The sequence below is a fragment of the Pseudomonas sp. NFPP24 genome (assembly GCF_900112095.1).
Classification (GTDB): domain Bacteria; phylum Pseudomonadota; class Gammaproteobacteria; order Pseudomonadales; family Pseudomonadaceae; genus Aquipseudomonas; species Aquipseudomonas extremorientalis.
Window position 1 is genome coordinate 101146 of the sequence record NZ_FOKD01000013.1, and the last position, 26685, is coordinate 127830.

At 60.2% G+C, this 26685-nt stretch carries 21 protein-coding genes; 12 read left to right on the top strand and 9 right to left on the bottom strand.

The window, feature by feature from the left end:
- Positions 1-5: 5 nt before the first annotated feature.
- On the top strand, positions 6-467 hold the full coding sequence (locus BM026_RS24275) for an LEA/WHy family protein (RefSeq protein ID WP_092248995.1): 462 nt from the start codon (positions 6-8) through the stop codon (positions 465-467).
- A gap of 157 nt (positions 468-624) precedes the next feature.
- Here BM026_RS24275 and BM026_RS24280 read toward each other — a convergent pair whose 3' ends face one another.
- Entirely contained in the window at positions 625-1551 is a 927-nt protein-coding gene (locus BM026_RS24280; RefSeq protein ID WP_093530384.1) for a carbon-nitrogen hydrolase family protein, read from the bottom strand.
- An 83-nt stretch (positions 1552-1634) separates the two neighbouring features.
- Between BM026_RS24280 and BM026_RS24285 the strand changes: the two genes are divergently transcribed.
- Positions 1635-2549 (top strand): LysR family transcriptional regulator, encoded by a 915-nt coding sequence (locus BM026_RS24285; RefSeq protein WP_092248988.1) that lies wholly within the window; start codon positions 1635-1637, stop codon positions 2547-2549.
- On the opposite strand, the gene BM026_RS24290 is transcribed toward BM026_RS24285, so the two are convergent.
- Positions 2521-2775, bottom strand: coding sequence for a hypothetical protein (locus tag BM026_RS24290; protein ID WP_058424873.1), 255 nt, complete (start codon positions 2773-2775; stop codon positions 2521-2523). The genes BM026_RS24285 and BM026_RS24290 overlap by 29 nt on opposite strands.
- Before the next feature lie 163 nt (positions 2776-2938).
- Between BM026_RS24290 and BM026_RS24295 the strand changes: the two genes are divergently transcribed.
- Positions 2939-3259 carry an ElaB/YgaM/YqjD family protein gene (locus BM026_RS24295; RefSeq protein WP_016979401.1) on the top strand — a complete coding sequence of 107 codons (321 nt, stop codon included), beginning with the start codon at positions 2939-2941 and terminating at the stop codon, positions 3257-3259.
- Between the two features lie 36 nt (positions 3260-3295).
- Here the strand turns inward: BM026_RS24295 and BM026_RS24300 are convergent, their stop codons facing one another.
- On the bottom strand, positions 3296-4333 hold the full coding sequence (locus tag BM026_RS24300) for an Ldh family oxidoreductase (RefSeq protein WP_071490636.1): 1038 nt from the start codon (positions 4331-4333) through the stop codon (positions 3296-3298).
- A gap of 288 nt (positions 4334-4621) precedes the next feature.
- Between BM026_RS24300 and BM026_RS24305 the strand changes: the two genes are divergently transcribed.
- Positions 4622-9712, top strand: a complete 5091-nt coding sequence (locus BM026_RS24305; protein ID WP_371914419.1) for a dermonecrotic toxin domain-containing protein — start codon at positions 4622-4624, stop codon at positions 9710-9712.
- 20 nt (positions 9713-9732) lie between these two features.
- On the opposite strand, the gene BM026_RS24310 is transcribed toward BM026_RS24305, so the two are convergent.
- Positions 9733-10002 (bottom strand): PepSY domain-containing protein, encoded by a 270-nt coding sequence (locus BM026_RS24310; protein WP_093530388.1) that lies wholly within the window; start codon positions 10000-10002, stop codon positions 9733-9735.
- Between the two features lie 145 nt (positions 10003-10147).
- Here BM026_RS24310 and BM026_RS24315 point away from each other — a divergent pair, with 145 nt between their 5' ends.
- The 7 genes from BM026_RS24315 to BM026_RS24345 all read left to right on the top strand — a co-directional run bounded on the left by BM026_RS24315 (position 10148) and on the right by BM026_RS24345 (position 16177).
- Positions 10148-11143, top strand: a complete 996-nt coding sequence (locus tag BM026_RS24315; protein ID WP_093530390.1) for a FecR family protein — start codon at positions 10148-10150, stop codon at positions 11141-11143.
- 355 nt (positions 11144-11498) lie between these two features.
- Positions 11499-11933, top strand: coding sequence for a hypothetical protein (locus BM026_RS24320; protein WP_092248973.1), 435 nt, complete (start codon positions 11499-11501; stop codon positions 11931-11933).
- On the top strand, positions 11930-12481 hold the full coding sequence (locus BM026_RS24325; protein WP_093514507.1) for an adhesin: 552 nt from the start codon (positions 11930-11932) through the stop codon (positions 12479-12481). The genes BM026_RS24320 and BM026_RS24325 overlap by 4 nt, the downstream gene beginning before the upstream one ends.
- Before the next feature lie 67 nt (positions 12482-12548).
- Positions 12549-13298, top strand: a complete 750-nt coding sequence (locus tag BM026_RS24330; RefSeq protein ID WP_071496019.1) for a hypothetical protein — start codon at positions 12549-12551, stop codon at positions 13296-13298.
- Positions 13299-13360: 62 nt separating this feature from the next.
- Complete coding sequence (locus tag BM026_RS24335; protein ID WP_093530392.1) at positions 13361-14041, top strand: C39 family peptidase; 681 nt, start codon at positions 13361-13363, stop codon at positions 14039-14041.
- Positions 14042-14079: 38 nt separating this feature from the next.
- Entirely contained in the window at positions 14080-14823 is a 744-nt protein-coding gene (locus BM026_RS24340; RefSeq protein ID WP_092248965.1) for a hypothetical protein, read from the top strand.
- Between the two features lie 49 nt (positions 14824-14872).
- Entirely contained in the window at positions 14873-16177 is a 1305-nt protein-coding gene (locus BM026_RS24345) for a hypothetical protein (protein WP_092248962.1), read from the top strand.
- Between the two features lie 158 nt (positions 16178-16335).
- Here the strand turns inward: BM026_RS24345 and BM026_RS24350 are convergent, their stop codons facing one another.
- Entirely contained in the window at positions 16336-17661 is a 1326-nt protein-coding gene (locus tag BM026_RS24350) for a sigma-54 dependent transcriptional regulator (RefSeq protein WP_092248959.1), read from the bottom strand.
- A 345-nt stretch (positions 17662-18006) separates the two neighbouring features.
- Between BM026_RS24350 and BM026_RS24355 the strand changes: the two genes are divergently transcribed.
- Positions 18007-18267 carry a hypothetical protein gene (locus BM026_RS24355; protein ID WP_093127548.1) on the top strand — a complete coding sequence of 87 codons (261 nt, stop codon included), beginning with the start codon at positions 18007-18009 and terminating at the stop codon, positions 18265-18267.
- A 1-nt stretch (position 18268) separates the two neighbouring features.
- On the opposite strand, the gene BM026_RS24360 is transcribed toward BM026_RS24355, so the two are convergent.
- The 4 genes from BM026_RS24360 to gnd form a co-directional block, all read right to left on the bottom strand.
- Positions 18269-22999 carry a dermonecrotic toxin domain-containing protein gene (locus tag BM026_RS24360; protein ID WP_093530395.1) on the bottom strand — a complete coding sequence of 1577 codons (4731 nt, stop codon included), beginning with the start codon at positions 22997-22999 and terminating at the stop codon, positions 18269-18271.
- A 95-nt stretch (positions 23000-23094) separates the two neighbouring features.
- The gene (locus BM026_RS24365) at positions 23095-23940 is read right to left on the bottom strand and encodes an HAD family hydrolase (RefSeq protein WP_093127541.1); all 846 of its coding nucleotides are present in this window, start codon (positions 23938-23940) and stop codon (positions 23095-23097) included.
- On the bottom strand, positions 23937-25460 hold the full coding sequence (zwf, locus tag BM026_RS24370; protein WP_071490649.1) for a glucose-6-phosphate dehydrogenase: 1524 nt from the start codon (positions 25458-25460) through the stop codon (positions 23937-23939). Before zwf ends, BM026_RS24365 begins: the two co-directional genes overlap by 4 nt.
- Positions 25457-26440: a phosphogluconate dehydrogenase (NAD(+)-dependent, decarboxylating) gene (gene gnd / locus BM026_RS24375; protein WP_071490650.1), complete on the bottom strand. Its 984-nt coding sequence runs from the start codon at positions 26438-26440 to the stop codon at positions 25457-25459. Before gnd ends, zwf begins: the two co-directional genes overlap by 4 nt.
- Between the last annotated feature and the right edge of the window lie 245 nt (positions 26441-26685).

Here is a 26685-nt window from a genome sequence, read left to right on the forward strand (position 1 = left end):
TTTGTATGCGCAGGCTCATGGTTCTATCGCTGTTGCTGCTGACCTTGAGCGCCTGTGCGCTGTTCCCCGACCGTGATCCGGTGAACATCAACGTAGTGGGCATCGAGCCCCTGCAAAGCCAGGACCTGGAAGTGCGCTTCGCCGTGAAACTGCGGGTGCAGAACCCCAATGAAACGGCGATCGACTACAACGGCGTGGCCCTGGACCTGGAGGTCAATGGCCGACCGTTGGCGTCGGGAGTGAGTGACCAGAGCGGCTCCATCCCGCGATTTTCCGAGACGGTCCTGAGGGTGCCGGTGAGTGTTTCGGCGTTTTCCGTGTTGCGTCAGACCCTGGGCCTGAGCCAGACCCAGAGCCTGAACAACCTGCCGTACGTGCTGCGGGGCAAACTGGCGGGCGGGCTGTTCGGCACGATGCGCTTTGTGGACCGTGGCACGCTTGACCTGCCCAATACCGCCACCTGGTAATTGACGCGGCTCACTTGTGGCGAGCGGGCGTGCCCCGCGTTGGGCTGCGTAGCAGCCCCAGCCCAGGCTCCACACAGTGTCAGACAAAAACGGTCGCTGGCTTCAGGGCGGCTTCGCCACCCAACGCGGGGCAAGCCCGCTCGCCACAGGATTTTGCTCAATCCGTCAGGTAGAGCACGCCGGGCTTGGCGCGCTCGTCCACCACCAACTCGAAGATATCCGGCCGGGCATAATGCCCCACCACGTCATAGTCATACCGCGCGCGTACCAAGTCATCCGTATTGATTTGCGCCGTCAGCAGCCCGGCTTCTCCCAGCAGCGGCCCGGCGAGAATGTCGCCCATCGGCCCGACAATCACGCTGCCGCCCGCGATCAACGGGCGGTCTGCCGGCCAGTTGGCGATCTCGACCCCCAACGCCTCGGGCGAGGCCTGCACCTGGCAGGCACTCACCACAAAGCAACGCCCTTCGTGAGCCACATGACGCATGCTCACCTGCCACATCTCGCGCTCATCCACCGTCGGCGCGCACCACACTTCCACGCCCTTGGCATACATCGCCGTACGCAGCAGCGGCATCATGTTTTCCCAGCACACTGCGCCACCGACACGGCCCACTGCGGTGTCGATCACCGGCAGTGTCGAACCGTCGCCCTTGCCCCAGATCAGCCGTTCAGTGCCGGTGGGCATCAGCTTGCGGTGCTTGGCCACCAGGCCGCCCGCCGGCTCGAAGTACAGCACGGTGCAATACAGGGTGCTGCCACTGCGCTCGATCACGCCAAGCACCAGACTGGCGCCGGTACGTGCGGACAAGCCGGCCAGCGCCTCGGTTTCCACACCTGGGACATCGATGGCATTGGCAAAGTAACGGGCAAAGGCTTCGCGGCCTTCCGGCAGGCGGTAACCCAACTGTGTGCCGAACGCCTCGCCCTTGGGGTAACCACCCAGCAGCGCTTCAGGCATCACCACCAATTGCGCGCCGCTGCGCAGGATCTGGTCCTCATAACTCAGGATTTGCGCCAGGGTTTCACCCTTGCCGCCGGGCAAGGAACCGATTTGCAGGGCCGCCACAGTAGAAACAGGCATCACGATCACTCCAGGTAAAGGGGGGTTGCCCATTCTCCCGCCAGCCTCGATCATGAATAAAGCCCACTTCAGTGCTGAATGATATGAGCCAAACAAATATCGACCAGGTCGATCTCAACCTGCTGAAAACCTTCGAAGCGTTGCACGACGAGTCCAGTGCCAGTCGCGCAGCCTTGCGCCTGGGCGTCACGCAATCGGCGATCAGCGCGGGGTTGCGGCGCTTGCGCGAGGTGTACGGGGATCAATTGTTCGTGCGTACCGGGCGCGGCCTGGCGCCGACGTTGCGAGCCAACCAGTTGAAACCGGTGATCAGTGAGGCGTTGGACCGCTGTCGGCAGAGCCTGGCAATGGTCAACCCGGATAACCAGCAGTATCAGGGCCGCTCAGTGGTGCTTGGGTTATCCGATGATTTCGAGGTGGCCTACGGCCGCCGATTGATCGAAGCGATTGCACAACGTGCGCCCAAACTGCGGGTGATTTTCCGTCAGACCCACAGCCAGATCGTCGCCGGCGCCCTGCTCGACCGCACCCTTGACCTGGCAATCACCGCCGGCGGTTTTGCCCAGGGCAGGCTGAGCCGCCAGGTGTTGGGGGAAGGTGATTATCGTTGCCTGGTGGATTCGGACCAGGCACACATCAGCCTGGACGAGTTTGTCACGCGTGAGCACATTTTGGTGTCGTCAGGCGGGTTTATCGGCATCACCGATGAAGGCCTGGCGGCGCAGGGCCTGAGCCGCCAGGTGTGCGCGTCGACCAGCCACTTTGCCGCACTGCCCTTTTTGCTCAAGGGCAGCCAAGCCGTGGCGACCATTCCAGGGCATGCGGCCCAGGCCATTGCCGAGATGACCGGCCTGCGCGTATTGCCCTGCCCGCTGGCACTGCCGCGCTACCCGGTGGAGCTGGGCTGGCGCACCCAGGCGCAGCTGGATCCGCTGTTGTTGAAAGTGCGTGAAGCCATCGTGGCGGGCTTTACTTGTTGGCCGCCATCAGCTTGTTGACTTCGCTGCGCACCATGTTGGAAAACTCCGGCGGCGACATGCCGTCAAGCTCTGCGCGAACCCATTCGGCCCACTTGCCCTTGCGCTTGGCGCGCTCACCGAACAAGCGTGCAGCTTCGCCCTTGGCCTTGCCCAGGTTGGTCTGCCACAGGTCATAGAGGCGGGACTTTTCATCTTCCAGCTCGGCGCGTTCGGCGAGGGTCTTGTTGGCGAGATTGAAGCTCATGTTGAATTACCTGCTGCACAAATAGGCGACATCTTACACTGTAGGTCGAAATTTCCTGATTCGGATTTTGCTCAAGAACAGGCAGCGGCAAAAAAACTGCAACTTTTGCCGCTGGCCAATACTCCATTGTTCACTGCCACATTCACTCGCAAGGAGTCACACAATGGCCCGCAAAACCGCTGCCCAAGCCGTCGAAGACCAAATCAAGGACCAAGCCTTCAGCGAACTCACCGCGCTGATCGAAGAATCGGACAAACTGCTCAAGAGCAGCGCTTCCCTGGTAGGCGAAGAAGGCGAAACCCTGCGCGAGCAGGTCGCCATCAAGCTCAAGCAAGCCCTGGACTCGGTGTCCAATGTGCGCGAGCGCAGCAAGCCGGTGGTGGATGCCACCGAAACCTACATCGGTGGTCACCCATGGCAGACCGTGGCGATTTCCGCAGGGTTTGGCCTGGTGGTCGGCCTGCTGCTCGGTCGTCGCAACTAAGCGGCTACAGGGGCTGCGCCAGCGGCGCAGCCCTGTTCAACCTTGCGCGATTTCCCGCAAGTGCTCCAACTCTTTGCGATCGACTTCGATCCCCTGCTCCTGCGACTTCGCCCGTGTGCGATGGCGCCGATCCCCCGGTAAACGCCGCAACCCTACCGCATGCATCTGCCGCACCAGCTCCTGGCTGCGCTCGGCAAACGCTTGCCCGGCGGTCTTGCTCGGGTCGATCACGATCAACAGTTGGCCGGTCCAGGGTGTGCGCGCCCCCGGATGATCGGCCCAATTGAACTCGAACGAGAAATTGCCGCCGGTCAACGCTGCTGCCAGCAGTTCGACCATCATCGATAACGCCGACCCTTTGTGCCCGCCAAACGGCAGGAGTGCGCCGCCCTCGAGGATCGCCTTGGGGTCCTGGGTCGGCTGGCCCAGGCTGTCGACGCCCATGCCCGGCGGCAGGCGCTCGCCTTTGCGCGCAGCGATCTGAACATCACCGTGGGCGATGGCGCTGGTGGCCAGGTCGAACACAATCGGCAAGCCATCGGCGCGAGGCGCGGCAAAGGCGATGGGGTTGGTGCCGAACAACGGGCGGTCGGCGCCATGGGGCACCACGCAGGTCATGCTGTTGACCACGCTAAGGGCCACCAGGCCTTCTTCGGCGAACGGCTCGACATCCGGCCACAGGGCGGCGAAGTGGTGGGAGTTATGGATCGCCAGCAGGGCAATGCCGGCACTGCGGGCTTTCTCCACCAGCAGCGCACGTGCGGCTTCGAGCGCCGGCTGGGCAAAGCCGTTGGCGGCGTCCACGCGCACAAACCCTGAGGCGACATCGGTCACCTGGGGCACGGCCTTGCCATTTACCCAGCCACTGGCCAGGGTGCTGATGTAGCCGGGAATACGGAAAATGCCGTGGCTGTGGGCGCCATCGCGTTCAGCACTGGCACAGTTGTGGGCGAGGATCGCCGCGACTTCAAGGGACGTACCGTGCCGTACGAACACCTCTTGCAACAGCGCGACCAGTTCAGCGAAAGCGACCGTGACGCGGGAACCCTCAACGACGTTGGACGGCGTAGACATCTGAAGCTCCGATTTTATGATTGGAAGGCGCAACAAGACGAAAGACCATGATTAAACAACGCGCCGACGGCCTGCTGTCAATCGACTTTATCGGCATGGCCGTCTCCGATCAGTTATGTACCGCAGTCATCGAACCCTTTGCCCCTAACGTGCTGCTCATCATCGTTGCCATCCCCAGGCCCTTACAGAGAGCAGCTCATGGCCCATGTAGATCCCCCGTATTTTTTTGATGAGTACCTGCGTCCGGTTTCGAGAAAACACCCAACCGACCGAGAGCGGGCGCTGGGTTTGACACTCAAGGATGTCAATTGGCTGAGTACGGTGTACGGCGCCACCCATGTCGGGCGCTATAATCGTGACGCGCCGATGACCGTAGAAACCCTGATGTTGAAAAGGCGCGGCAAGCGTGCAGTCGCGCTCGCCGGTGCGTTCATGATGAGTTCGAGCCCCGAAGAGAAAAAGACTGCGCTCTACACCCCCTATGCCGGTATCGAGGTATTCAATCAGCGCAAGGACTGCCTGGATGAGATAACCCGGCGACTCAAAGATCCAACCTCATACCTTGATTTAATCAGGTTTGTACCTATTGAATGGCGCAACCAGTTCAACCCCGGCAGCCCCTTCACGCTCAGCACCGCCACGGTTGAACACGCGGTATTCGAAGACCAGCAAAACACCCTGCGCGCCAACCAGACCCAGGATCTGCAGTGGGCGTTGAAAGAACTGCAAACCCTGCCGACGCTGCCCGACCTGCTGGAAGCGGTCCTCGACCTTGTCGGGGCAGCGAGCCCACACTTTCAAGGGCTCAAGCTCAAAGACACGCGGGTCAACAGTTTCGTCTCATCAACCCCGGACATTCCCGGGAGCACCTCCCACTGGGTGGCTTCGGCCACCCTGGCTGAAACCTTGCTGCAGTACTACGCCAGGCACGATTGGCCGGCGCAGCGCACACGCACTTTCGTCAACCCCAGGCATGACACCAGCCGGTTCAGCGCGGCCCAGCATCAACAAGACCTGCAACGCTGGGAAAGCCTGGTTCAGCAAGCCAGCGCAATCTTCTCCAAGCTGCTGAGCGCCCTGCTGCAAACCTGGTGGAATGCCCCCATCAGCCAGAACATGTCACGCCTGGATTTGTTTACTCAAATCATGAGCGACAAGTTCCGCCTGGACATGCTGCTCAAGCGCCAGTCACAAAGCGACATTTTGTCCTCAGACAACGCCTACCGACTGCTCGCCGTCTTCCTCCCCGACGAGGCTGAGCGCAACGCGTGGCAAAAAGGCTTGCGCATCGAAAAAATCAGCATCCATGCGCCCTATCAACATCACGTGGAGCTTGCCGCCACATTGTTGATCAGTGACGAGCACGCCTACCTGTACACCCAATCACGCGGGCTGCAGGTGCTCAAGGATGTCGACGACCTGAACGACACGCTGTTGAGCATGCTCAAGGCCGCCGGGCATCAAGACGAATTGTTGAACTTCCTCTCCCTGGAGGAGCGCAGCATTTACCTCGCCATGCGTGGCGTACAGGTTAGCGGGCGGGCGACACAGGGCAGTGTGTTCGGTGGGATGCTCACAGACATTCAAGACAAGCAACTGAGCAACCTGGAGCATGCACTGACGCAATTCCGCCGCAGCGAGGGCACCGTGGACCTGGCCGCTTTGCTCGATTGCTCCCTGGACATCCGCCAGATGCTCGACAGCCGCCTGCTGGACCTCGACGCCAGCGGACGCTGGAGCATGCACCCCGTCAGCAGCGGAAACGGCCGGCCATCCACCGTGCAGGCAGAACGCGCCAAACTGCAACTCCAAGCACTGCAGACCGATGAAAACGCCTTGCTGGCCGCACGGGCCACTCACCCGACGGTGCGTAGCCTGGCCACCAAAGCCCTCAATGAGGAAATGAATAAGCGCCATCTGGGCCTGGATGCCAGCGACGTCTACGTCAATACCTACCCCAGCGAGGCGCAGGACAGGGAAGAGCGACTGCCGCAGTCATCGGTCAACATGGTCGAGCACTTCATCAAGCGCCTGGCCAACGCCGCCGCGAATATAGGCAGCTCACCGCGCATCGGTTTTTACGGCGCGCGGCGCGACGGCGCAGCCTTGAGCTTGAACAACCTCAACAGCCATATTTTCAATGCAGTGATCACGCAGACCACCGCCTACTTCGTCAAACGCGACGTACGTTCGTTGCCCGGGCGATTCATGAAAAACCATGGTGATCAAATGATCGCAAGCCTCCTCCACGGCCTGCGCAGTGAGGCAGAGCTACGGCGGCTCAACAACACCTTGGGCCAAACCCCTTACGCGATGCTGGATACGGTCTTGCGTCGCGACAGCATGACCCGCGATAAACGCCATGGATTGCACGGTTTCTTGCCGGATGTTTTCGAGGTCACGGTCAGCATCAACGGTGACAAGCCGGTTCACCCCCTGGCCAACTGTTTTGTGCTGACGGAACGGGGCGGACTGGACCCGCGCCTCTCCGGTGCAGTCGTGCTGTGGACGCCGCAGCGCGGCCATGAAGCCTTCGACTCGCTGACCAGCCTGCGCAACCGGCTTCAACAGCGCCTGGAACACCCTGGCCGACGCACCGCCCTGCTGCAGAACTTGCCCATCAGCCTGCGCTCCCCGCACCAGCGATACCGACTGGGCCCATTGCAGCGTATCGACGAGCATTTTTTACTCAACCGCCAAAAGAGCCACCTGGTGCATCATCTGGATACCCTCGACTACTGGCTCGCCATGCCTCTGGAACCGATCCAGTTGCAGGACTGCCTGGATGCCGAGATGGGCCGTGTGGCACCGTCAAATATCGGCAGGGCGAAAGCCATTGCCAATGCCATGATCCAACAGCAAGGCCTGCCTGCCTGGCTGGGCATGGCGTCGCCAAAGGATCAGTTGCTGCATGCCGAACTGCTCGAGCAATATCGTCTCAGCGCCCCGGATAACCAAGATTACCTTCATAGCCTGCCGCTTCTGGAGGAACAGGTCGCTGAAACATTGACCGCCCTGCTCAACGCGCGCTTCCCACACCAGGCATTGTCCCCGGACGACATTCTGATCCCGGCACGCTTGGCACTCAATGGGCACACCCAAAGCCTGACTGAGTTTGCCCTGCGCCATTTGCCCGACCTGCAGCCCGATAACCTCACACCGCACGCACGCGGCACAACACCCTTGCCCGCCGCATTGAATGGCGAAGCGATCGTCCAATTGGTACGCCAATTGGACATCGGGAAAATCTACCGCGACCTGTTGACCACCCACCTGACAGCTGACACCGAGGATGCGCGCAAACGCCGCGAGCTATTCTGTCAGCAGCTTCCGTGGCAAGTACTGCTGCATGCCCACGAGGAAAAGCTGGCGGAACGCCTGAGCACGACGGCGTGGGGTTTTATCCAACAGATTTTCGATATGCCAGATGCCGTTGCCCGGGAAGCTGTCAGCGGCGCCACCGCAATGATCCGTCCGCTGGAACTGATTGCCACCCGCGGGGCGACTCCGGCCAGGGTGCCTGGCGTTTATGTGATAGGCGCGAGGGCCGGAACAAGCGGTCCATTGGTGCTCTATGCACCCTATGCCCCGTTGAGCGTTTTGAAGGAATACGGCGACGAAGAAAAATTGCTGGATGACATCAGCCGCCCAGGCCCACTTCAGGCCTGGATCATCAGCCAGTTGGGGGATCCCGAACAGGCAACATGGCGCAATCTGTTCGAAGCGTCGACCTCGCAGGAAAAAGAAAAAGAAAAAGAAAAAGAAAAAGAAAACATCAGCCTGGCTTCGAATCCGATCAGAGGCAACCTGCTGCGACTGCTGTTTCATGACAATGCCCTCCAGTTGATCAACATGCTTTCCAACCAATTCACCAAAGAGGGCAAGCATTTGTGGGAGGGCGTAACCAGCCTTGTACGTAAAGGCATTCCCATGGCACTGCAATTCATTGCGGGCAAACTCAAGTTTCCGCTGGTGGTCTGGCGTAGCTTCAGGCTGTTTGAAGCCTCCGCCGAGAATTTGCAAGAGCAGCACTTTGGCGCCGGTCTGCGCCTGTTTATCCAAGGCGTGGCTTCAATGGCGTCGCTGCGCAAAGAGCTCGACGGTGTGACCGCGGCTGAGACTGACACGCAGCCACCCACGACCTGGGAAGGCCCGGTGCCTGCCACCACCGTAGAAACCCTGGACATCACAGACCCATTGCGCACTCGGTTACGGCGGTTCGAAGACGTCACGGTGGCATTGACCGATTTGTCACTCGACCGCCAGAACCACGTGTACATCCAGCCGATCAACAGCCGCACCTATGTGCCCGTGGCCGGCCGAGTCTACCCGGTCGCCCGCAGCGGCACACAATGGCGAGTCAGCCTTGCTCGGGAACTGGGGCCCTTTGTCGAACGCAACGCACAGGGTCAGTGGGTGTTCGATCTGTCCATGCGCGAGCCGCGCTTCGGGCCAACCGTGTCCCGTATCAGGGACCGGGTCAGCACCCATCTATCAGAACGCGACGCCATCAATATCGAGGCTGTCGGCATGCCGGCCATTCGCGGGCTTGATCGTGACAAAGGGCTGTCTATCGACCGCGCACTCAACGTTGCGCTGTATTACACCAATACCTGCCAGCGCAACCTTGCGGAGTTTGCACTGCAGCGCCTTACCGAATCCACTGTCGGTCGCTTCTTGAGCGAGATGTTCGGCCTGCTGAATTTCAACCCCGGGCAAGTGGAGAAAATCCGCAACCGGGTCATGGAAGTCATGGAGGAGATGACCCGGCAGGATCTACTCACCCTGGACTCCAATCGATTTGTCACCGGCACTTCACGCTGGCCCATCGACGACGAAATCGCTTTTGTGATTCCTGAGGATGCAGAGCGGAAAATCTATCTGCTGGATCGCTTTTTCAATACCGGCATGGATCAATACCGCGAGCACCTCACTGCACCGTTCGATCTCGAGGATCATGCACGGGCTGCTACCCTTATCCATGAGATCAGTCACTTGGCGTCGAACACCGAAGACATTGCCTACATGGACACCATCCGCCCGTTCGTGGACCTGATCCATCGCGGTACGGCCGAGGGCTTGCGCAAGCACACGAGCCTGTCCACTTTGCAAAGCACTGCCCTCTCCGCGCTCACGCCGGCAACGATGCTGTTCAAGAGCTGGGATGCACTAGAACAACGCTGGGAAGACTTCGGCAAGACCGGCTCCACCAAACTGCGCGACAGGGTACTGCACCTCACGGGCGCCAGGACATTGGATGAGGCGCGGCAGACATTCATGAGCAATGCGGACCTTCGAATGGACATCATCCTGGCAAATGCCGACTCGGTGACCTTTCTGATTACACATCTGGGAAGGCGCTTGGAGCCAGGGGCCTGAACAGGCCCCTGGAGGATGTATCAGTCTTTCTGGTCACGCAGAACGTTGCCTGATGCGCCGTCGATACGGGCTTCATACACGGTGCCATCGGACTTGCGGCCTTTGACTTCCCAATAGCCGTCGTTGTCGGCTTCTGCCGAATAGACCTCGATGTAGCCGGCCTTGGTCTTGGCCACTTCGATGGCTTTTTCAATGGTAATCCAGCCTGCGCCCGGCTTGTCCGCCAGGGCAGCGCCTGCACTGAGCAAGGCGGTGGTTGCACACAGGGTGACTAAGGTTCTCTTCAGCATCGTCGTACTCCATTGTGGGAATGTCCTGAATATTTTTTTAGGTAGCAACAAACGAGAATAAGTTCCAATTGATGTGCAATCGCCATGACGGCTGTTCTCGCCGTCCACCTTGGGAGGTTAGAATGTGGGAAATCAGGATGAGTAAATGAGCGAAAAGTCCCTTTCAGAAGCCGAATATGACGCCATCACCGACGCCGCCGCGCATTGGTGCATGCGCCTGCATGCAAGCGATTGCACGCCCGGCGAACGTCAGGCCTTTGCCCAATGGCATGATTCGCACCCCCTGCACGCCTTTGAATACGCCGCGATGCTGGAGATCTGGGACGTCGCCGACCACCTGCCGCGCAGCGACATCCCGCCGGTAACGGTGCCCTCCAAACCCCGCAGCCGGGTGCGCACCTATGCCGTGGCAGCGGCCATCTGCCTGGCCGCCCTGCCCCTCGCCGCCTTCACTGGCTGGGAAGCGGGCTGGCTGCCGAGTTCCTATGAACGCTTCGAGGCTGCCAACGGCTTGCGCCAGGTCACCCTGGGCGACGGCAGCCAGGTGGAACTCAACCTGGGCACCGAACTGGTCTACAGCAACTACAAGGACCAGCGCCGCGTCACGCTGAACAAGGGCGAAGCGTTTTTCAAGGTCAGCCATGACAGTACCCATCCTTTCATCGTGCACGCCGGCACAGGCCAGGTGCGCGTCACGGGCACTCAGTTCAACGTCTGGAAATATGAAGACCAGGTGCGGGTGATGCTACTGGAAGGCTCGGTGCAGGTCAGCAGCGACCAGGTGCACGGCAGCGTCCCCCTCACCCCCGGTATGCAGGCCAGCTATCAACAGGGCGATGCCACACCGAGCGTGCGTGCAATCAGCCCCAATGACTCGGCCCTGGCGTGGCGCCAGGGCAAGCTGATCCTCGACAACCTGGCCCTGGCCGATGCATTGCCGCTGATCAACCGTTATCTCAGCAAACCGGTGATGCTGGCCGACGCCAACACCGGCACGATTCGCATCGGCGGTATCTACAACATCAACGAGGTCAACAACCTCGTGCCCTCCCTGCCCAAGGTGCTGCCGGTCTACCTGACCCAGAACCAGGACGGCAATCCCGTCCTCAATGCCATTCCGCGTAAAGCCCCCAAAAGCTGAGCCCTGTTGCGTCCTGCCTCAGGCATCGTTACGCCTGAACTGTCCATTTTTTTTACACACCTCTTCCCTGGATCGCCCGTGCGCAGCGGATTCAGCGTTTCGTCATGTTCGGTGTTACAGCGCTGATACAACGGGGTGAAGCGGTTGTGCAGTGGCTGGATAGCCGGGGCTTTCAGGGCGGTTGTCTCACGGCTGATACAGCACGGCTATCATTTTGCCTTGCAGTTATTGCAAGCCTTTGAAAAACCGTAATAAATCAAAAGCGGCACGGCTTCTGCTCTTTCCCTGACAACGTTGTTTAGGGTCAGCGTTGAGAATAAGGGATGCCGCCGTGATCACATTCACTCAAGGTTCGATGAACGTACTGCTGGCCAGCTGTGTACTCAGCGCCAGTATCAGTCTTCCAGCCCTGGCAGGTGACGGCGTGATCGTGACGGGCCGCAACGTACAGGGCCACATGTATGGCCGTTCCTCCTTTGGTCCTGACCCTTATCCCCAGACCGCCAACGCCAATCCCAGCCGAGAAATCAACAGCGCCCTGTCGGGCGAGCTGAGCGACCGTGACTTCGGTAGCGTCAGCAGCGGCCTGGGCATTACCCGCGCCCTCCAGCCCAACAGCAACCTCACCGGTTTGAGTGCCACGCAAAACGGTATGTCCACGCTGGGTGCCGGCGCAGCAGCCAGCCGCTCGGGCGGCAGCGGCAGCATGGGCGGGCAGATCAGCGATTCGATTCAGCGCGGCATGGCGCCCTTGAACAACCTGGGCGGCATGCTGGGTGGCAAACCATGAAACGCGCCCTGTTCATTCTGGCCCTGCTGGGCAGCGCCGTGGCCATGGCCGACAACACCGCCGTGATCAACAACAGCGGCAAGGACTACACCGGCAACCTGATGATCAACCAGGCGGCGGGCAACCAGCAGCAAACGGCAAACAACCGCGCCGTCACGCTGGGCGGCCAGGCCACCACCGGCAATACCCAGAGGATGGACGGCAAGGTCGACCCTTCCCTGAACGCCAAGGCGGCGATCGAGGGCACTTCTTTTACCAATGGCAACGGCATGTTGGGCGTCAACCAGTCCGCCGGGGCCAATAACCAATCAGTCAATGCCGTGCGGATCAGCGTCAATTCTGACCCGCAAGCCATCGACGACAGCGTCCTGTTGCAACAGAACACGACGACGCTGGCAACCGACTCAGGGCTCACCCCCACCACTGGCAGCCGCCAGGTCGTGACAAGCGACCAGGCCTTCACCGGCAGCCGAGGAGTGATTCAGGTGAACCAGAGTGCCGGGGTGGGGAACCGAGTGGCTAACACCCTGGGCATCACTATCAAGTAACGGCTTGGTAGCACTAGCTAGACCGTACCAACACTTAACCAACTAATCAGAAGCAAGGAGAAACACCATGAAACCTCAAATGGCTCTGAAACCAATGGTTTTCGCGCTCGCTGCACTCATGGCTGCTGCAGCTCAAGCAGGTGGTGGTGGCTGGCATCCAGCGCCTCAACCTACCGGTGTGGTTGCCTCCGTGGTTACGGACGTACAAAACAGCATCGGCAACAAGTTCGATGACACCAAGACCGAAAATAACGCGTCTAACGACAACTCAGTGAACGGCAACAGCGGTAACGTCGGCGTTAACGTTCAATCCGGCAGCGGCAACCAAGCTGACAACTCTGGCGCGATCTCCAGCGCCAAGGGCGACTTTGCTACCGTTTTCGCGGTAGTCGATGTCAACCAAAACAGTGCGCTGAACAACTTCATCAACAAGGGCACTCAAAACAACGCCTCCGTGGATAACGGCATCAACGGCAACTCCGGCAACGTGGGTTACAACGGTCAAGCCGGTCAAGGCAACCAAGGCAAAAACAACCTGGCGATCACCACAGCTGATGGCAAAAACATCGCAGCGGCCGCCAATACCGAGCAAAACTCGCTCGCCAACAACTACCTCAACACGGCGGCTACCAGCCACGGCTATGGCTATGGCGGCAAACCTCAGTATGTCTCCAACAACTCGAGCCTCGACAACTCGGTTAACCGTAACTCCGGCAACGTAGGTGTGAACCTGCAATCCGGCGCCGGCAACCAAGGCAGCAACAGCCTCTCTGTAGGCCAAGGCTGCAGCGTTTGCGGCAGCGGCGTGCGCTTCTGATCCAACGGGGCCTTGGCAACAAGGCCCCTTTCTTTTGCCAATGTCCAGCAGGTCACACGATCATGCGCCTCGCGACCCTTTCCCTCCTGATGCTGCTCACCGGCCCGACCTGGGCAGGCACCATGGCGATTTCCGCCATGCCTGGCGGTGCAGTCATCTACAAGAAGGTCGAGAGCATCCGTGAACGCAAATTCGCCAACCTGGTGGAACAGAAAACCGATTTCAGCTGCGGTGCCGCGGCACTCGCCACCATCCTGCGCCAGGGCTATTGGCTCGACGTCGATGAAGACCACGTGATCAAAGGCATGCTGGTCAATGCCGACCAGGACCTGGTTCGCACCCAGGGTTTTTCCATGCTGGACATGAAGCGCTACCTCGAAAGCATCGGCATGCGGGCCCGGGGCTACAAGATTTCGCCGGACACCCTGGTGACCGTGAAAATCCCCGTAGTGGTGCTGCTGGAGATTCGTGGCTACAAGCACTTTGTGGTGTTGCAGCGCGCCGACAAGGACTGGGTCTATATCGGCGACCCGGTGCTGGGCCACAAGCGCTATTCGCGCGACGACTTCGTCAAGGGCTGGAACGGCATCGTGTTTGCGGTGCTGGGTGAAGGCTACGACAAGGCCAATGCCTTGCTCGACCCGCCCACACCGCTGACCGCCAAGAACCAAGTCAATGAGTTCAGGCCTGTAGGCGATGCCGAGCTGATGGATTTCGGTTTCATCCAGAGCGACTTCTTCTAAGAAGCGCAATAAGGGGCAGGACGCTCCAGGAGCAGCAGATGAACACTCCCCGTTGGCTGACGGTCTTGTGTCTGGCAGCCTCAATGCCCGCTTATGCTTCATCGGCATTCAAGCCGATCGAACTCAAGGATTCGGAAATGGCCGAGTTGCGCGGTCGTTATGTAATGCCGGGGCGGATCATCAGCTTCGGTATTGTCATGAGCAGCACCTGGACCAATGCCGTGGGCGACACCCTCACCGGCAAGGCCAGCATGCAAATCGATTCATCGACCATTACACCGCAGTTCTACGTGCAGACCACCGGCTCGACCGGGAACGGCACCAACCCGAACGCCGGCACCGGTAACGTCACCGGAGGTGCCGGCCTGGGCACCGGCACAGGCGTGACCCAGAGTGTGCGTGCCGCCGGCGACAAAAACACCGCCTACAACAATGTCGGGATCAACGTCACTGAAAACGGCTTTGCACCTTCCAATGCCGCGCAATCGGGGCAGGTGCTGGTGGCCGGCGGTACCGTGACCGGCGACAGCGCGGCAGGCCGCGTGAGCGTCTCGGCCAACAATGGCGGCTTGCAGATGGCGATCCAGGCCAATCATAACCAAGGCAACAGCCTCCAGCAGATTGGTGGCGGCCAGGTGCTGCAAGGCACGGTATTGACTGGAAACAGCAACTTCGTCAACAACATGACCCAACTCAACGTGGTCATGAATAACGCATTGAACAACCCGGCGTTGAACTGCAATCTGGATCAACTCAAAGGCCTACGCACTCTCGGTTATTGAACTACGCTGACCCTCGACACTTACGCATTAGAAAAGGACGGCTTATTTCATGCATCGATCGTTATCGCTACGTGCGGTGGTCTGTTTAAGTACGCTCTTGCCCGCATCCGTGTTGTATGCCGCGCCAGACGCCGATATCGAAACCCTCAAGCGGGAACTTCTGGAGCTCAAGCAGCGGTACGAAGTGCAACAGAAAGCCCTGGCGGTGTTGGAGCAACGGGTGCGCCAGGTCGAGGACACGCCGGCGACCCCCGCGCCCAAGCGCCTGGCCAAATCCCCGGCGGACTTTCAAAAGGCCAGCGGTGCCACCGTGGCAGGCACGGGAGCGGCGGCGGCCTCCGGCGGTGCGGGCGGTGGCGGCAGCTCCTATGGGCAGTCGCTCAAGGACGATTCGGCGCCTGCGCAAAGCGTGAGCAACCTCTATAACGAGGCCAGCGGCTTCTTCGGCAATGGCAAATTCAGCTTCGAAACCGGCATCACTTATGCGCGCTACGATGCACGTCAACTGACGCTAAACGGCTTCCTGGCGCTGGATTCGATCTTCCTGGGCAATATCAATCTGGACCGGATCAAGTCGGATAACTGGACCCTGGACCTGACGGGGCGCTACAACGTCGACAACCGCTGGCAGTTCGATGTGAACGTACCGGTGGTGTACCGCGAGTCGACCTACCAGTCGGGCGGCGCCGGCAACAATGCCAACGCCACCTCGGAAGAATCGGTGAGCCGTGACCCGACCATTGGCGACGTCAACTTCGGTGTGGCCTACAAGTTCCTCGACGAAACCCCCACCCTGCCGGATGCGGTAGTGTCGCTGCGCGTCAAGGCGCCAACGGGCAAAGAACCGTTCGGCATCAAGCTGGTCAGGTCAACCGCCAACGACAACCTGTATGTACCGGAAAACCTGCCCACCGGTAATGGTGTCTGGTCGATTACCCCGGGTATCTCGCTGGTCAAGACCTTCGACCCTGCGGTGCTGTTTGGCTCGTTCTCCTATACCCATAACTTCGAGGAGTCGTTTGACGACATCAGCAGCGACGTCAACCAGAAAGTCGGCGGCAAGGTCAGCCTGGGTGACAGTTTCCAACTCGGTGTAGGCGTCGCATTTGCCTTGAACGAGAAGATGAGTATGTCGTTCTCGGTCTCCGATCTGGTGCAGCGCAAGAGCAAGCTCAAGCCTGACGGAGGGGACTGGCAGTCAGTGGTGTCCAGCGATGCCAACGCCGGTTACTTCAACGTGGGCATGACCATTGCCGCGTCGGATAACCTGACGATCGTGCCGAACCTGGCGATCGGGATGACGGATGATGCGCCGGACTTTACGTTCAGCTTGAAGTTTCCGTATTACTTTTAGGGAGAGCCGGGGGTGGGGGGCTGCTTCGCAGCCCAACGCGGGGCAAGCCCGCTCGCCACAGCAAGCCCCCCTAACCACGGCAAGCCCGCTCGCCACAGTACATAAGGAAAAGCCCCGCAACGATAAGGGTCGTTGCGGGGCTTTTCGGTTTACCCGCCCTAGCGGATCTGGTGTTTGTGCAGCAACCGGTAGAACGTTGGCCGGGAAACCCCCAGCACACGGGCGGCGACACTCAGGTTGTCGCTGTGCCGGTCGAGCACATCGCACAGCGCCTGGCGTTCGGCGCGGTGCTTGTAGTCTTCCAGTGTAGCCATCGGCGGGGAAATTGCCTGTTCGGCCTGCAATCCCAGATCAGCGGCTTCGATCTGGCGTCCTTCGGCCAGCACCAGGCCACGGCGCACGCGGTTGGCCAGCTCGCGCACATTGCCCGGCCAGGCGTGCTTGGCCATGGCCACCAGAGCACTCTCGCTGAAACTGCGCGGGCGTCGGCCCGTCTCCTGGCTGTAAAAGCGCGAAAAATGGTTGGCCAGCATCGCCACGTCGCCATGGCGTTCGCGCAACGGCGCCGTCACCACTTGCAGGACGTTGAGCCGGTAATACAAGTCTTCGCGAAAAGCGCCCCTTTCAACTGCGGCCTCCAGGTCGACGTGGGTCGCGGCCAACACCCGTACATCCACGGGAATGGGCTGGCTGCCACCGACGCGCTCGATCTGTTTTTCCTGCAGAAAGCGCAGCAGGTTGGCTTGCAGTTCCATCGGCAAATCACCGATCTCATCCAGGAACAGCGTGCCGCCGTGGGCCGCTTCAATACGCCCGACCTTGCGCTGATGGGCGCCGGTAAACGCGCCCTTTTCATGGCCGAACAATTCGGACTGGATCAAGTGTTCCGGGATTGCCCCGCAGTTGATCGCGACAAAGGGCTTGGCATGGCGCTGGGACTGGCGGTGCAACGTCCTGGCCACCAGTTCTTTACCCGTGCCGCTGTCGCCACGGATCAACACCGGCGACTCGGTGGGCGCCAGCTTGGACAGCAATTTACGCAGTTCACGGATCGCCCGGCTGTCGCCCAGCAGCTCATGCTCAGGCTCATCCACCAGGGTGTGGCCCTTGCCGCGCAAGCGCGCCATGCCAAAGGCACGGCCCAGGGTGACCTGCACCCGGGCGACGTCGAAGGGCAAGGTATGGAAGTCGAAAAACCACTCGCAGACAAAATCACCGACGTTCTGCAAGCGCAGTACGTCCGGGCTGAGCACGGCAATCCACTCGGTGCCGCTGCGGCCAATCAACTCCTTGACCGCTTCGGGGCGTTCCAGGTGAGAGGGTTGCAGGCGCAGCAGGCCGACATCACAGGAGCGCTCGCCGACCCCTTCCAGCGGGCAACTGTCGACCGCCCAGCCGGCTGCGCGCAATCCAGGCAACAGGTCGTGGCAATCGTCACAGGGATCAACCACTAGCAACCGACGTTGAACGGGAGGCATACCCATGACTGTTCCTTGGCGTCAAGCTTGGTAAAGTTATTTAGAAACAACGGTTTGTGACGCCTGCGACTAACACTAGCAAGATCTTGACGCGCGGCTTGTACCATTTCGCTATAAGTGTGGGCAAAAAGCCACTGGCCGGTGTTTTCAACGAATAAAGTTGCGAACCTTGGAAACTTTCATTCAGCTTTCAAAACAGCCGCTTACATGACGTCAATCACTAAAATCCGAAAATAGTTGTTCTAACATGTGACCCGTACCCCGCCATCGTGCATCAGTACAAGTAACCCGCCGCACGGTCAGCCCAACCGCCGGCAATCACTTGAATGGGCATTTAGAGAGACGACCCACATGAACGCCCCGCTCCGCATCAACGAAGCTCTTTTGATCGCAGACCGTGCTTTCCAACCCTTTCAGTGCGTGGCCTGGCATGACGGCAATGGCGCCCTCAGCCTGAGCGTCATCGACCGCACCAATACCCGCATCGGCAGCCAGCAACTGGATGCCGGCGTCTATTCCGATCCAACTCGGTTGGAAAACTTGCTGTTGCAGGCTCGTGCCGAGTTGGACAAGAGCGGCTATCAATTGCAAACCTGGGCCATGCCGAAGTAATTCAACGCACCGTTGAGCTGACGTCTTCGGTGAAGAACACGGTTTCGGCAACTTCGTGATCAATGTTCGAGCGCAGGACATTGATCAGTTGCAGTCGATTATTCGCCGCATAGTCTGTCAACTTCTTATAGCTGATGTTGCGCTCTACAAAGCGTTTGAGATACCCGCGAATGAAGTGGTAGCCGATATCCCGTGCCGCCCGTGTCCTATAGTGGAAACGGGCCAGCCACAGCGGGCGGCCGCTGGACTTTTCGCGCACTTCGAACTCGCGGATCAGTTCGACTGAAGATGGCCTTTCCACTACGTCGACCTTCCAGGCCTTGTACAGTTGCAACAGCCCTTCCGATGTCGGCGAGTACTTCATGATCATACGGTCACGCATCGCCGAACCCTCCTCCATGTAGCGCAAGATCTCGTCATACAGCGCACTGGGGGTATGTCGGAAGAAGTCTTGCAGGTCCCGATGCCCGGGCGAGTCCGGTCGCGCGTTGAGTGCCTTGATGAGTAACTCCCGTTGCGTCCTCATACGCTGGGCATACTTCCACCATTCGCCGCGCGCCAAGCGGGGCGACAACCTCTGGATGGTCTCCAGGCCGCAAAGCAGGTCGTACTCTCGCTGTGCATTGCGCCACAGGCGCAGTGCCTCATTGCCGATGTCAGCGAGCGACTGGAGCGCATCATCGTTGTCGGGCGGCGTTACAAGCCTCGGCACTGCTCTCCACAAGGACTCCTGTTCAACCCCCGGACGCTCGAATGTAAAGACAGGGCGATGGTCGAAAGGCTCCAGCACATCCACATATTCATGGGTGACACTTTGCTCGAGCACACTGCGTGGATTGCCGATCACCGCTCCCAATATGCCGTCATCAATCAGTCGCTTGGGCATGCCGGTGACTTTTGTGGAAATGGCTTCCAGGCTGGCATCCTCGTAGCGCCGATAGCGCTCGATCAGTTCTTCTTCCAGCCTGAGCTGCAGGCGCCTGACATGGCTTCGAAAATTGCCCAGCGCTTGAGGGACGATATAGGGAGGCGAAGGGGCCAGATGGTAAGCCACGCGCAGGTAGGCCAGCACCACCCCATCCAGTGCGTCATTGGCGACTCGCAGTTGATGGTCCAGGTTAAAACGGCCGGTGGTATATAGCTCCCGATAAGTCAACAGCTTCAGGCTGCATAACGCGGTGAGCTCTTCGATCAGGTCCATCGTCGCATCCCTGAAGGTGCTCACTCGCCCGTTGAAACACTGCAACGCCAGGGTGCGCAGGTGTAATTCTTGCCATTTCAAGGACATGCGACCACCGGCCCAGGCCGCGTTATCCAGCGCGGCAACAGCCGTGTCGCCAATCCTGCCCGAGCGCTTCATGTCTTCAAAACGCCGTTCGGCGTCCAGGCAAGCCTCGATAGCCTCCAGTTCCAGCGCTGCGTAATCGGGCAGCCTTGCGGCGATCCCACCCCAGGTTCGAGTATCCAGGACCCGTTTGCTCAGACTCTGTGCATCGAACCACGCAGCGTTGAAAAGATCGTCATGGAGCATGACCTTGCGTTTGCTGGCAAGCAACAATGCCTGATTGCGCCGCGCCTTGACTGCTCCGGCGGCGAACCGGTTGTACAACGCACTGAACTCCCTGATCAACATCATTTCCCGACGCCGGGTGAGCGCCTCCATCAGCGCGCTGGAACACCAAAACGCGGTGCTCGCATTGGCCAACTCCTCCTCGATCAGTGCCAGCGTGCCGGGCTCGTCACTGCGCTGGGTCAGCACCTGCAGCGTATCGTCGGCGGGATAGACCAGGCCCGCAAACTTCAGCACCAATTGGTTGTATTCATCATCGAGGGCCTTGCGTCGTTGCTCGGCACTTTTCAATTGCGCCAGACGCTGTTTCTCCAGCGCGAGGGCTTCCTGGAAGTCGTGGGGCACGACCGGCCCAGGGGAAAACAACCATTGCCCGTGTTCACCGGCCACCACTTGGGGGCCGAAACGGTTCACCAGGTCGTCGCTGACCACGCGCGTGGCCCCCTGGTGCTGCTCGACCTTGTACATGTCCCCATCGATACTTGCGTATACGGCTCCGCCGGCACGGAACAAGCCACGTTGCTGACCGCTGCTGATGCGCTCGGCATACGGCAGCGGCCTGACCTTGTACAGCGCCAGTTCGGCCAGGCGAATAACCGACAGCCGCTGGAACAGACCGCTCCATAACCGCTCCAGGTCCCCCGCCCCCCGCACCAGCTCTTCAGGCCCCTGCACCGTCGGCAATTGAACCGTCGGCGTCTGGATGCGACTGGTCTGGCCACCTTCGGACGGATGTTCCGCTGCCTCGCTCCAGCTCATTTCAATGCTTTGCTCCAGATCCGCGCCCTGGGCCAGGTCCAGCAAATCATCAGTTTTCGATCGCACTCCCGCCTTGGTGGAAATACGACCACGGCTGAGCAGGAGCAAACCGATATTCAACAACAGGTCGGCCACGCTGGAAGCCTTGCCTTCGGCGTGCTCCTGGCCAATCACGCGAACGTCCTGCACCACCGACCACGCCAGGTACAGCCACCCCAATGCCCGGCCAACCGCCCCCCCATAGAAGGTCAGGAGCAGAAACAGGCCTACGCCGAGAAAGCGCTTGATCCAGTCCCAGAACACCTCCAGCGCGGTCGGCTCTACCGGTTCTGTCAGGCTTAACATCGTGTCGACGCTGCTGCTGAACAGCGCCTCCATATAGTCGCCGTCGACCTCCCTGTCAGCCAGGACAATGCCGTCGCCCGACCACAGCGACTGATTGAAGTCGACCGCCTCGAACGCCGCGGGGCTAGGAGCCGTCACGCCCGGTACCAAATAACGCGACCTTGCCGTCTCCGGCAACCAGGCCAACACTTGGTACTGCAATTGCCCGGGACTGGCGATGGCCGCCATCAGTGCGTCGGCCGTGGCAAACTCGATGAATTTCACTGCACACATTGGCCGATACAGTATTTGCGGGCCTGCGTTGAGGTTGCGCGGGCCGATGATGAACGTGTTGCGAACAGTATCGGGTTGTTCGCCTACCTGGGCGTTGAATGCCAAAGGGCGCAGCACGATCGCCTCGGTCTTGGCGGCGGCGCGCGGCTGAAATACGGCGACCACGCTGGTGTAGGCTTTCCGGGAAAACGCCTGGGGGTACTTGAGGTGGTATTCCAGCGCCAGCATGGGTATTTGCAGGCGCACTTGCCGGATGAACTGGGCCTGGCGCCAGCGCCGCTCACTCTCGTTGTCCTTGAACTTTTCCCGGATCAACCGATTGTAGCCGCCGCGAACATCAGCCCGCGCGACCACGGCCAGCGCTTGAGCGCGTGTGAGCGATACATCAGGGTCGCCAGGGGCCGCCGTGAGCGTAAGTCGTGCAGGATCGACGGCCGTCAACGGCAACCATGCAAACTCGCTCAGGGTCCAGCTGCCATGGTTGTATAACGGCGGCAACTGCCACAACAGCGCGGGCTGCGTTTGCAGGTCACGCTCATCAAGTTCGATCATCACCTTGATGCGGTCGGGGTCGAGCACCGGTTCGCCGGGGTGGTCCTTGGCCAATTGCGCCGACAGCCCCTGGCGCGCGTAATCAAGCAACGACGGCACGCCTTCGTCAAAGGCTCGCCAGTCCGGCTGCCGGACCTGTCTGGCCAGGTCCAGGACATGGCGGCTCATTTGCAATTGCAGGTCATTGGGTGCCTGTATCAACCATCCCGGCAGTGCGTTACGCAGACGCTCCAAGAGCGGGGATTCGAGGGCAGTGCTGTCAAAGTCAGCGGTGATGACCTCCATTGCACGTTCCAGTACATATTGTGGTTCGGGAAATGTTCGGACCAAAGACAGGACGGCGTTGATATCTGCCAGTTGTTTGGCCAGGAAGGTCAGGCTGAAACTGTAGAAGATATTGCCAGCAGGCTGGTACAAACGCCATTGCATCGAATGGCCGGACGCTATTGCGCTCAACAGGTTGACCAGCCATTCGCCCAATTGCGCCAGGGAATCAAAGCGTTGAATGCCCTTGGACAGGGTGAAGAGCAACACCGTCGTACGTTCGCCCTGCTGCTTGACCAGCACCAGCCCGCGCAGCATCTCAAGGTTGATTGCCCCGGTTTCGCCCCATTGGTCAACGATGTAGGCCTGCCCGTTGGCCGGCTCCAGGTGCGAAGTCTGCTGTGAGCGGCTGATCAGACTCATCACCAGATCCAACTCAGTCCCGGCCAAGGCTGCATGGGTCGCCGCGTCCATCAACGCATTCCTGAGAATGTCGGCCAGGCCTATGTAGCGAACGACCTGGCCCTCTCCCCGGCTCATCCAGTAATCCACCAGCGCTTCCTGATAGCGCTCGAGCAACACCGGGCCCTGCTGATTGAGCATTCGCTCGACATAACCGATATCGACGTTCAACGGCAGCGGCAAACCCTCGACGTCGCGCACGATGGAATGGTCCTGGGCAAAATCGACGAACCGACCCGTCGCGCAACGCTCGATCAGCGCATCCGGCAGGTTTTGTGCGTCATGGCGTTCAATGGTGTAACTGCCGTTGTCGTAGCGATACACCGGTCGCAACAATATCGGCTCGGTGTGATTGATGGGCAGCCAGGGATACTGCGTGCCCAGGTGGTGTTGCAGCACGCGCAACGCAACATCCCGCAACGAAGGGGGCTCGGCAAAATGTTGGAGGATGTTCTGCGCAAGCGCCGCGCAACGCTCGCGACAGGGAGGAGTAGACAGGGCGGCCATGGGACATTCCTTGCTGATGAAGCGCCCTGCCATAGCGGGCGCATTAAGTCAGCTTCCATTGTCGGCGCAGTGCCCCGCCTCATTGCTGTATCTGTCTATCGCACGACGTCGGTGCCTTCCCAGCCTGCCAGGATAAACCGCTCGATCGCCTCGGCGGCGCCCTCATCGAGGTTACTACCGGTGACCACACTGGCCTGGCGCTTGACGGTTTCTTCCGCCTGCCCCATGGCAATCGACAACCCGGCCACCTGGAACATCGCCGGGTCGTTACCGCCATCGCCGATCGCTGCAGTCTGCTCCAGCGGTATACCCAGGTGTGCGGCCAGGGCCTTCAAGGCTTCGCCCTTGTTGGCCAGCATCGCCGTCACATCCAGGTAAACCGGTTGTGAACGCGACACCTGGGCCAGCCCCTGTACCTTGGGCTGCAACTGCGCTTCCAGCTCGACCAGCAACGAGGTGTTGTTGCTCGCGGCGACGATCTTGTCGATCCGATCCAGGTAGGGCTCGAAACTCTCCACCACCACCGGCCCGTAGCCCAGGCCATCGGCTTCGCGCTGTACCATCGGCCCGGGCGGGTCGCGGCGCAGCCAGTCACCGTCGGCAAACACCCACACTTCCACGTCCGGCTCGCCGGAAAACAGCGCCAGGGTGACCAGCGCCGCTTCCGCCGGCAAATGGTGGGCAACCAGGATGCTGCCATCGGGGTTGATCAGCGTGCCACCGTTGAAGCCTGCCACAGGCACATCGATACCGAACGTTTCGATCAGATGCAGCATGGCCTTGGGCGGACGCCCACTGGCCAGGCTGAAAAACACCCCGGCGTCACGCAGCGCATGCACCGTGTCGACGGTGCGCTGGCTGAGGCTGTGGTCGGGGTGGAGCAAGGTGCCGTCCACGTCACTGAGGATAAAACGGATGGGATGAATCGCTGCATCACTCATCCGAGGCGGTGCCAGGTGCGGCCATCGCGGGCCAGGAGCGCGTCGGCGGCGGCCGGGCCGTCTTCACCGGCCTTGTAGGCCTGGATGCCGTCGTCTTCCTTCCAAGCATCAAGAAACGGCTGCACGGCGCGCCAGCCATTTTCGATGTTATCGGCACGCTGGAACAAAGTCTGGTCGCCGGTCATGCAGTCATAGATCAGGGTTTCGTACCCGGTCGACGGTTGCATTTCGAAGAAGTCCTTGTAGGCGAAACCCAACTGGATATTGGCCATATCCAGGGTTGGCCCGGGCTTCTTCGCCAACAGGTCGAACCACATGCCTTCGTTCGGCTGGATCTGGATTTTCAGGTAGGTGGGCTTGAGTTCGTCCACCTCGGTGTCTCGGAACTGCGCATACGGGGCCGGCTTGAAGCAGATCACGATTTCAGTGTCGCGCACGCTCATGCGCTTGCCGGTGCGCAGGTAGAACGGCACGCCGACCCAGCGCCAGTTGTCGATCATCACTTTGAGGGCGACGAAGGTCTCGGTGCTGCTGTCAGGCGCAACGTTGGCTTCTTCACGGTAGCCCGGCAGTGGCTTGCCGCCGATTTCGCCGGCGGTGTACTGCCCGCGTACCGAGTTGGCCCGCGCATCCTCCAGGGACCAGGGGCGCACTGCACCGATCACCTTGGCCTTTTCACCGCGTACCGCATCGGCACCAAAGGCTGCGGGCGGCTCCATGGCCACCATCGCCAGCAACTGGAACAGGTGGTTGGGCACCATGTCGCGCAGGGTACCGGTCTTTTCGAAGAAGTTGCCCCGGGTTTCAACGCCGACGGTTTCGGCGGCGGTGATTTGCACGTGGTCGATGTAATGGTTGTTCCAGAACGCTTCGAACAGCACGTTGGAGAAACGGCTGATCAGGATGTTCTGCACCGTTTCCTTGCCCAGGTAATGGTCGATGCGATAGATCTGCTTCTCGCTCATCACCTTGAGCAGGCTGGCGTTCAGCGCCTCGGCGGTGGCCAGGTCGGAGCCGAAGGGTTTTTCGATGACCACGCGACGGAAGCTGTCGTCGGTTTCCGTCAACAGGCCGGCACTGCCCAGGCGTTGCACCACTTCACTGAAGAAGCGCGGCGCGGTGGCCAGGTAGAACACCGCGTTGCCGGTACCGCTGTCGGCAATCTTGCGGCCAATGTCGGCGTAGGTGCTGTCGTCGAGGAAGTCGCCCTCGACGTAGCTGATGCCCTTGGCCAACTGCGCCCACAAGGCGGGGTCCAATGCGTTGTCGGCATTGCCCTTGACCTTGCTCGCCGCTTCGGTGCGGATGAAGTCTTCGAGTTTCTTGGCGAAGTCGGCATCGCTGATGGCGTTGTGATCCACGCCGACAATGCGCAAGCCATCGCCCAGCAGGCCATCACGGCTGAGGTTGTACAGCGCCGGCATCAGCAGGCGCTTTACCAGGTCACCATGGGCACCAAACAGAAACAGGGTGGTGGGCGGAGCGGGTTCGGCCTTGGGTTTCTTGCCGTTGGCGGTCATTTTTTGGAAGTCTCCACGTGACCACCAAAGCCGAAGCGCATGGCAGAGAGCATTTTGTCACCGTAAGTGCTCTGCTGGCGCGAACGGAAGCGGGCGAACAGCGAAGTGGACAATACTGGCACCGGCACGGCTTGTTCCATGGCGGCTTCGATGGTCCAGCGGCCTTCGCCACTGTCGGCCACGGAGCCGGAGTAGCCGTCGAGTTTCGGGTCGGTGGCCAGGGCATCGGCGGTCAGGTCCAGCAGCCAGGACGAGACCACACTGCCACGGCGCCAGACTTCGGCGATGTCGGCGACGTTCAGGTCGAAACGCTGGTCTTCGGGCAGGTTTTCCGAGTTCTTGGTCTTGAGAATGTCGAAGCCTTCGGCAAACGCCTGCATCATCCCGTACTCGATACCGTTATGGATCATCTTGACGAAGTGCCCGGAACCGGCGGGGCCTGCATGAATGTAACCCTGCTCGGCACGCGGGTCGGCGCTGGAGGAACGATCCTTGGTACGCGGGATATTGCCCAGGCCCGGGGCCAGGCTCTTGAAGATAGGATCAAGGCGCTGCACGGTCTCGGCGTCGCCACCGATCATCATGCAATAGCCACGCTCCAGACCCCACACGCCGCCGGAGGTGCCGACGTCGACATAGTGCAGGCCCTTTTCCGCCAGGGCCTTGGCCCGGCGCACGTCGTCCTTGTAGTTGGTGTTGCCGCCGTCGATGATTGCATCACCGTCTTCGAGCAGCGTGCTCAATGCGTTGATGGTGTCTTCGGTGGGCGCGCCCGCCGGCAACATGACCCACACGGTGCGCGGCTTTTGCAGCCCGTCAACCAGCGCCTTGAGGTCGGAAACGCCGGTGGCGCCCTCTTCGCTCAGGCCTTTTACAAATGTTTCGTTACGGTCGTAAACAACGGTGGTATGCCCATTGAGCATCAGGCGCCGTGCAATATTCCCGCCCATGCGGCCTAGTCCGATAATCCCCAGTTGCATGTGCTGATGCTCCTAACTACTAAAAAATGTGTGACATAGTTTATAGCGCAATGCGGCTAATGAGGGTTAGTCCAGCGCGGATACCGCTAGTTTCATGGAAAAAAGTTGCCATCATTTCAGCATCACAGCACAAAAAGTCACACGACCATCAAAAATAAAAAAGTTCCATTGCCCGCAAAAAGAATTCAGAATTGTCTCCGACTGCTGCCGAGAACCTCGACTCAAGCGTTCTGGCACACCGCGAC